This window comes from Marinobacter sp. L-46, from assembly GCF_056859535.1.
In genome coordinates this window covers 1-5,453 of sequence record NZ_JBSXOP010000018.1, presented here as the reverse complement: position 1 = coordinate 5,453, position 5,453 = coordinate 1, and the positions used below count along the sequence as shown (strand labels likewise).

Below are 5,453 nucleotides of genomic sequence, written 5' to 3'. Positions count from 1 at the left end.
GGTCTGCGACTGACCGGCCCGGATGCACCGGTTCGCCACCCGGCCAAGCGTCGCCGCCTGAGAACCGTGATGCAGGAAATCATGACCCTGGCCTGCCGCCTGGTGCACAGTGGCCGGCAGTGGATCCTGCGATTTGGCCGGCACTGCCCAGGCTTTGCGGTTTACCGAGATCTTTATCGGGGCCTTGCTTCCGCCGGATAGGCCAACTCAACCACTGGCAAAAAACAATCCTCCCGGAATCCTCTGCCGGGACAGCCCGCTATTGCCGAAACACTGCATGCTGGTTATTTATCAACCAATCTCGGACCATCGGTTGCTCCCGCTCTTTGCTTCCTGACCTCAAAGTCAGAATCTCACCCAGTTATCGCCTCTTGTTGGCGCAGAGGTGGGCTTGACGGGTATATTGGCGAGCGAAGTCACTGATTCAGGCTGAAGGTAACCTTCAAGGGCCAGATCCCACATTTGAATGTGGCAAATACGAATGAGTTTGAACCATTCGCATTTGGTTAGTGTTTCGTACAATGCTGAAAAATATACATTTTAAATATTTGAAAAACTTTATTGTCCTCTGGCAACAAAAATGGTTTGAGTTTTGTACTCTCTGCGGTAGCAAGTTGGTGTCTGTCCGGTAGATTTTTTGAATTGTTTTGAAAAGTTGGAGGCATCTGAAAAGCCAGAAGAAAGTGCAATGTCCAGAATGGAGTGTTCGTCACTCTGGAGTAACTGGCTGGCGAATTCTATGCGCTTTTTCAAAATATAGGCATGGGGTGAGGTGCCTGTTGCGGCTTTGAATGCACGACAAAAATAAAAAGGACTTAGCGCCACCTGCTGAGCCAAGTCATCTACAGAGATTCGATAGGGAAGGTTCGCCTCGATATATTCATTGAGCCAGCGGAGTTGTCTGGTTGTCAGGGGCGACCGAGTCGTTTTACCGGTGCTCGCGCTCTTTGTATTTTCGCAGATGATCTGAGCTGCTAACGCTTTGCCATAAAACTCGGCAAACATTGGACCATGTGGGTTGCCGTCCCGGATTTCATTGTCGATTGCCAGAGCGGTTTCCAGAAGCAAGTTGTTTTGTTTGAAAAACAGAGGGTGACCCTGGAAGCGGCTAACGCCCATTTCCTCAGCCACGCTTGAAACAAGTTTCTCTGGGATGGTCATCAACAGCAGCTTACCCAATGGCGATGTATAACTGACCTGGTGGGGACAGTTGTGGGGCAGATACACTGCAGAGCCCCTGTTTTGCGATTCTTTTCGGACGGCACCATCTACGCGTCGGTTAGCCTGAGCGGCTGAATTGAGCTTCACCATCAAGTAATGACCGGTCAAAGCATGTTCAATGGTTTCAAAATGATCTTTTTCTACCCTCTCGAAAAAAATGCTCTGCCATCCAAACTCACGGCTTCCCCTGCCATCGTTGTTGGCGAGAAGCTGTTGTCGATCGTCTTCACGTAGGAAGTTGAATTGTTTTAGACCCATAAAAACTCCGTTTAAAATGGTCGGTGTTTTCGTTACTCCTGAGTTTCGAGTTGTTCCGTTCGCTGGATTGCGATCGCAAGCCGCTTAACAGCTTCGTCCGCCAGGGAAGGCGTGATCGTTGAGAACGAAAGGCGAACCGAACTTAAATCAGGTATCTCACAATAAAAATACTTCCCCGGAACGAACATCACGTGATGACTGAGTGCTTGTTGAAGAACGAGTGATGCGTCCAGTCCGTTTGCAAATCGCCCCCAAAGGAACATTCCACCGTCGGGCACGTTGAGTTCAAGGGCGTCTGGCAAATGTTCCGAAATAGCCTTTATCAGCGCATCGCGCCGGCATTTGTAGGCCTTTTTAAGAAGTTGAAGCCGGCCATCAAGACGGCCGCTTTTCAGATAATAACCTGCAATGTATTGCGAAAGCGTACTACTGTGAAGGTCCATCGATTGCTTGGCACGGCATAGAGGGTGAAAAAAGCTCTCCGGGGGAATACACCAACCCAAGCGTAATCCGGGGGCGACAGTTTTTGAAAAAGACGAAATGTAGATAACCCGGTTTTTTGAGTTAAATGACTGTTCGGCTATTTCAAAGAGTGACGCAACATGCTCTCCGTCGTATCGAAGATCTCCGTATGGATCGTCTTCAACGATCATGATGTCATGACGGATAGCAAACTCAACAAGTTTCGTTCTTTCGGGAAGTGGCAAGGTTGCGCCGGTTGGATTACTGAAGTTGGGAACAAGGTACATCAGCTTAATATGGTTATTGGCAACCAATGATTCCAATCGTGTGAAATCAATGCCGTACTGATCACCTTGGAATGCTAATGTGTTCGCTCCTGCCATATGGAAAACCTGTAATGCGGCGAGATAGGTTGGCTCCTCAACCAACACACTATCACCCTCATCAAGAAAGGCTCTGGCTACAATGTCGAGCGCCTGCTGCGAACCGCTTGTAACTAGAATATGGTCGGGTTCCGCGCTGATTCCCTGCGCTACCATGCGGGAGGCAATTTCTTCCCTTAAGAACAATTCTCCTTCGGTCAGTCCATATTGATAGGTGGCATTTCTTGCACTTTCAACAGCTCGGAAAGTGGCCGCTTCAAGCCCTTCGGTATCTATGAGATCTGGTGCGGGTATTCCTCCCGCCAGTGAAATCATACCAGGGATTTTGGAGTGCCTGAGCAGATCCCTTATCGCGGAACTGCTCATCGTCTGCATTCGACGAGAAAGAATACTCTCGGAGGAGCTTGTTGATCGACTGCTCATTTCAGATCCACTTGTTTTTCTAACAGTATAGATAACCCTTGAGCGGCTAGGATGATACTTGGACTAGGTGCTCCTAAGGGGCCCTTTGGAGCGCCAAGTTAACTGGTGGCAATTAGTCGACTGCTGGTGTCTGAGACCTGGCAATAAGGTGACCAGATGAACTGGCTCCAATATGCCTCGGCTACTTCTATCCAGGTTTTTAGTGCTTTTTCATCTCTTAGAGATGCTTTCAGGCCAGTAAGAAGCCAGCTATAAACTGCCTGGCTGTCGCGGCAATCGCTACAGTGGCCTGAGGTGCAACAAACCTCAAGAGTTTCCAGGTCTGGTTTGTAAGTGTTAAAGCCCGGAAGTATGGGATTTCCGTTTGCTTTGCGTGAAATGTTATCCGGGTGATCGCTGCTTATACTTGGGCATACTTCGTAGCCAAACGTCCCCAGCCAGGAGTTGCCCGTTACTATTGCTTTGATATGTTCCTGGTGATTGGTGATCGTTTTAGGATATTTGACTTTCAGATTGCTTAGGAGTTCAAGCAATCGTCGCTCATTATCAAGTTTTAGAGGATGATTGCTGTCGTATTTGCTATAGAAATTGAATGTCAGACGATTTCCGTTATCTCTGATCTTCCTAACGGTATCCTCAATATATTCAATCCCATCTTCGGTAACGGCATATACGAAAGTGGCCCTCGGGTCGTTTCTGTAGTTGGCAAGCGCTGAATCGAAAAGACCCGTGAATGCCTTACCATTAGGCTTTATAGCTCTTAGATCATCATCAAGCGGTCCTCCGCCAAATAGTGAAATGAACACAGTGGCATTGGTGAAGGGGGCGCCGAATGGCAACTTTATTAACCCATTGGTCGAGATAGCCAGAGTGTCCATGTGTTCTGCAAACTCAGCTATTCTCTCTTCGAAAAGAGTGGGCTCACCACCAATTAGGAGTGCCGAGTTCACACCTCTTTCTCTTTCCCGCTTTATGAAATTTCGCCAGTCAGCTATGTCTGTCTTCTCCCTCGCGCCTTTATCGTGACCATATTCGAAGAACCAGCAGCCTTTGCATCGAATGTTGCAGGCATTGGTGAGATGGTATTCTGATGATCGGATTGTTGATGAGAAGCCCTTTACTAACTCGAAGCGAGTAATCCAATCTTCTTGATTAGCAAGTAATTCAAGCACTTTTCCGGTGGCCTTTGTGCGGTAGTGATCGGCTGTGTAGTTCATGCGCTAACTCCTGTCTCGTGATGTGGCACTGTGAGACCAAGGGCCGCGAGTTTCGGGATTGTTTTCTTCTTGAAGTTTTCTCTCAGTTCTCCGTTAAGGGTTTTTCTAAAACCCCACTTTACATATGCCCGCGAACGTTGGGATTTCTCATGTCCGAATAGACCTAATATATGGGGCCATAGCCTATCGAGAGCCTGTTGTGCCTGTGCACGGCTTTCGTCATTTGAGCAGGCTTCACGAATAATTCTGAATCCATGGGCAACATGCACATGTTCATCCCGAATGATTTGATCTTCGAATATTTTTGCAAATGGCTTATAGCTGCAGTCCTCAAACTCAAGAAGGTGTTCTAAAACCACGGACTCTCCCAGGAAAGAGAAAATACCGCGTTCCATCCAGTTTCTGACGCCCGTAACAAGCTCATTTGAGTAGTAAGGTCTCTCCGTGAAGTGCTGAGAAAGCATGTGATGGGTATCAATATTTATGTCGGAGAGAACTTTTGCTGTTAGCTCGAAATGCTGTATTTCCTCAGCGGCCCGCTCGCAACAAATTAGTTTTTCATATGCGTTTGGGGCCATTTTATAGAAGATTTGTGTGTAATCGTCGGCTCCGGTAAGTTCGCCTTCCGCATGCACCAGCATCAGGTGGCTTGCAAGTGATCGATACTCTTCAGGCATCTTGAAGAATTCTTCGGGGGTACTTACTTCATGGCGTCCAACTTCTACTGTTTCCTTCATCGGTTTTCTCCTTGAGTATATGGTAACGATCTTCCGTATTGGGAAAGGGTAGAGCCGGATGAAAGTGCTTGTCTTGGCTCGTATTGCGGGATTTGTGTTACTTTGCTCTTTTTTGCCCAGTGGTGCATATTCCGGACGAACGTGAACACCGATTCTGGTTCAACGTATACGGCCATTCGGATTGAAGGTGAACACTTTTCCGGAGTTTTCGGAATCAGCGTTCATATTCACGGAAACGGTATTCATCGACACTGGGCACTATAAAGATGCCGTTATGCAATGTCGGAACATAGTCGAGCAGGTTGAATCGATTCGCGGGGATAAACCGGCTCAGCATCTGCAAATAAAATGGCACATAGCAGCGAACAGAGCGAGATGAGGTCTATTGACCGTCTGATAAGCCTGCGAGTACTGCCAAGAATATTTGCCAATTGGGGGCTCATGGCACGGAGGAATTTACCTGCTCTCAGGCAAAGGCGGTTCTGGGTATGACCATGGCTCTGCTGGCAGAACCCACTGTGGGTTGTGCGTCTGGGCATGAGCTGATTGAGGAGGACCACTGATGGCAGTCCGACACGGAATCTGGAAGATCGGAGACAAGCCCCAGACACCGGCGATTTTCAACCCAGTTGTCCAAATAGCTGCACCTAAGCAGCTAATTTATTGAGCTCAACTTCCTGTAGATTTCCGGGGTTGAGCGACACCGGACCGGTGACCTCCCAGTTCCGGGTATTGCCAGACCAGCGCTGAGG

General features: G+C 48.3%; 4 protein-coding genes and 1 pseudogene. 1 reads left to right on the top strand and 4 read right to left on the bottom strand.

The window, feature by feature from the left end; all coding sequences use genetic code 11:
• Positions 1-201, top strand: a pseudogene (locus AC13DJ_RS00980) (IS1380 family transposase); the annotation flags it as partial.
• A 357-nt stretch (positions 202-558) separates the two neighbouring features.
• Here the strand turns inward: AC13DJ_RS00980 and AC13DJ_RS00975 are convergent.
• From AC13DJ_RS00975 to AC13DJ_RS00960, 4 genes are all read right to left on the bottom strand, one after another.
• Positions 559-1,479 carry a helix-turn-helix domain-containing protein gene (locus AC13DJ_RS00975; protein ID WP_474543730.1) on the bottom strand — a complete coding sequence of 307 codons (921 nt, stop codon included), beginning with the start codon at positions 1,477-1,479 and terminating at the stop codon, positions 559-561.
• 32 nt (positions 1,480-1,511) lie between these two features.
• On the bottom strand, positions 1,512-2,747 hold the full coding sequence (locus AC13DJ_RS00970; protein WP_482932971.1) for an aminotransferase-like domain-containing protein: 1,236 nt from the start codon (positions 2,745-2,747) through the stop codon (positions 1,512-1,514).
• Between the two features lie 98 nt (positions 2,748-2,845).
• Positions 2,846-3,964: a radical SAM protein gene (locus AC13DJ_RS00965; protein ID WP_474543726.1), complete on the bottom strand. Its 1,119-nt coding sequence runs from the start codon at positions 3,962-3,964 to the stop codon at positions 2,846-2,848.
• The gene (locus AC13DJ_RS00960; RefSeq protein WP_474543724.1) at positions 3,961-4,701 is read right to left on the bottom strand and encodes a Phenylacetic acid catabolic protein; all 741 of its coding nucleotides are present in this window, start codon (positions 4,699-4,701) and stop codon (positions 3,961-3,963) included. The genes AC13DJ_RS00965 and AC13DJ_RS00960 overlap by 4 nt, the downstream gene beginning before the upstream one ends.
• Positions 4,702-5,453: the final 752 nt, after the last annotated feature.

Excerpts from the sequence above, each read along its gene's own strand:
- AC13DJ_RS00975 (WP_474543730.1), bottom strand. The coding sequence starts at position 1,479 with ATGGGTCTAAAACAATTCAACTTCCTACGTGAAGACGATCGACAACAG.
- AC13DJ_RS00970 (WP_482932971.1), bottom strand. The coding sequence starts at position 2,747 with ATGAGCAGTCGATCAACAAGCTCCTCCGAGAGTATTCTTTCTCGTCGA.
- AC13DJ_RS00965 (WP_474543726.1), bottom strand. The coding sequence starts at position 3,964 with ATGAACTACACAGCCGATCACTACCGCACAAAGGCCACCGGAAAAGTG.
- AC13DJ_RS00960 (WP_474543724.1), bottom strand. The coding sequence starts at position 4,701 with ATGAAGGAAACAGTAGAAGTTGGACGCCATGAAGTAAGTACCCCCGAA.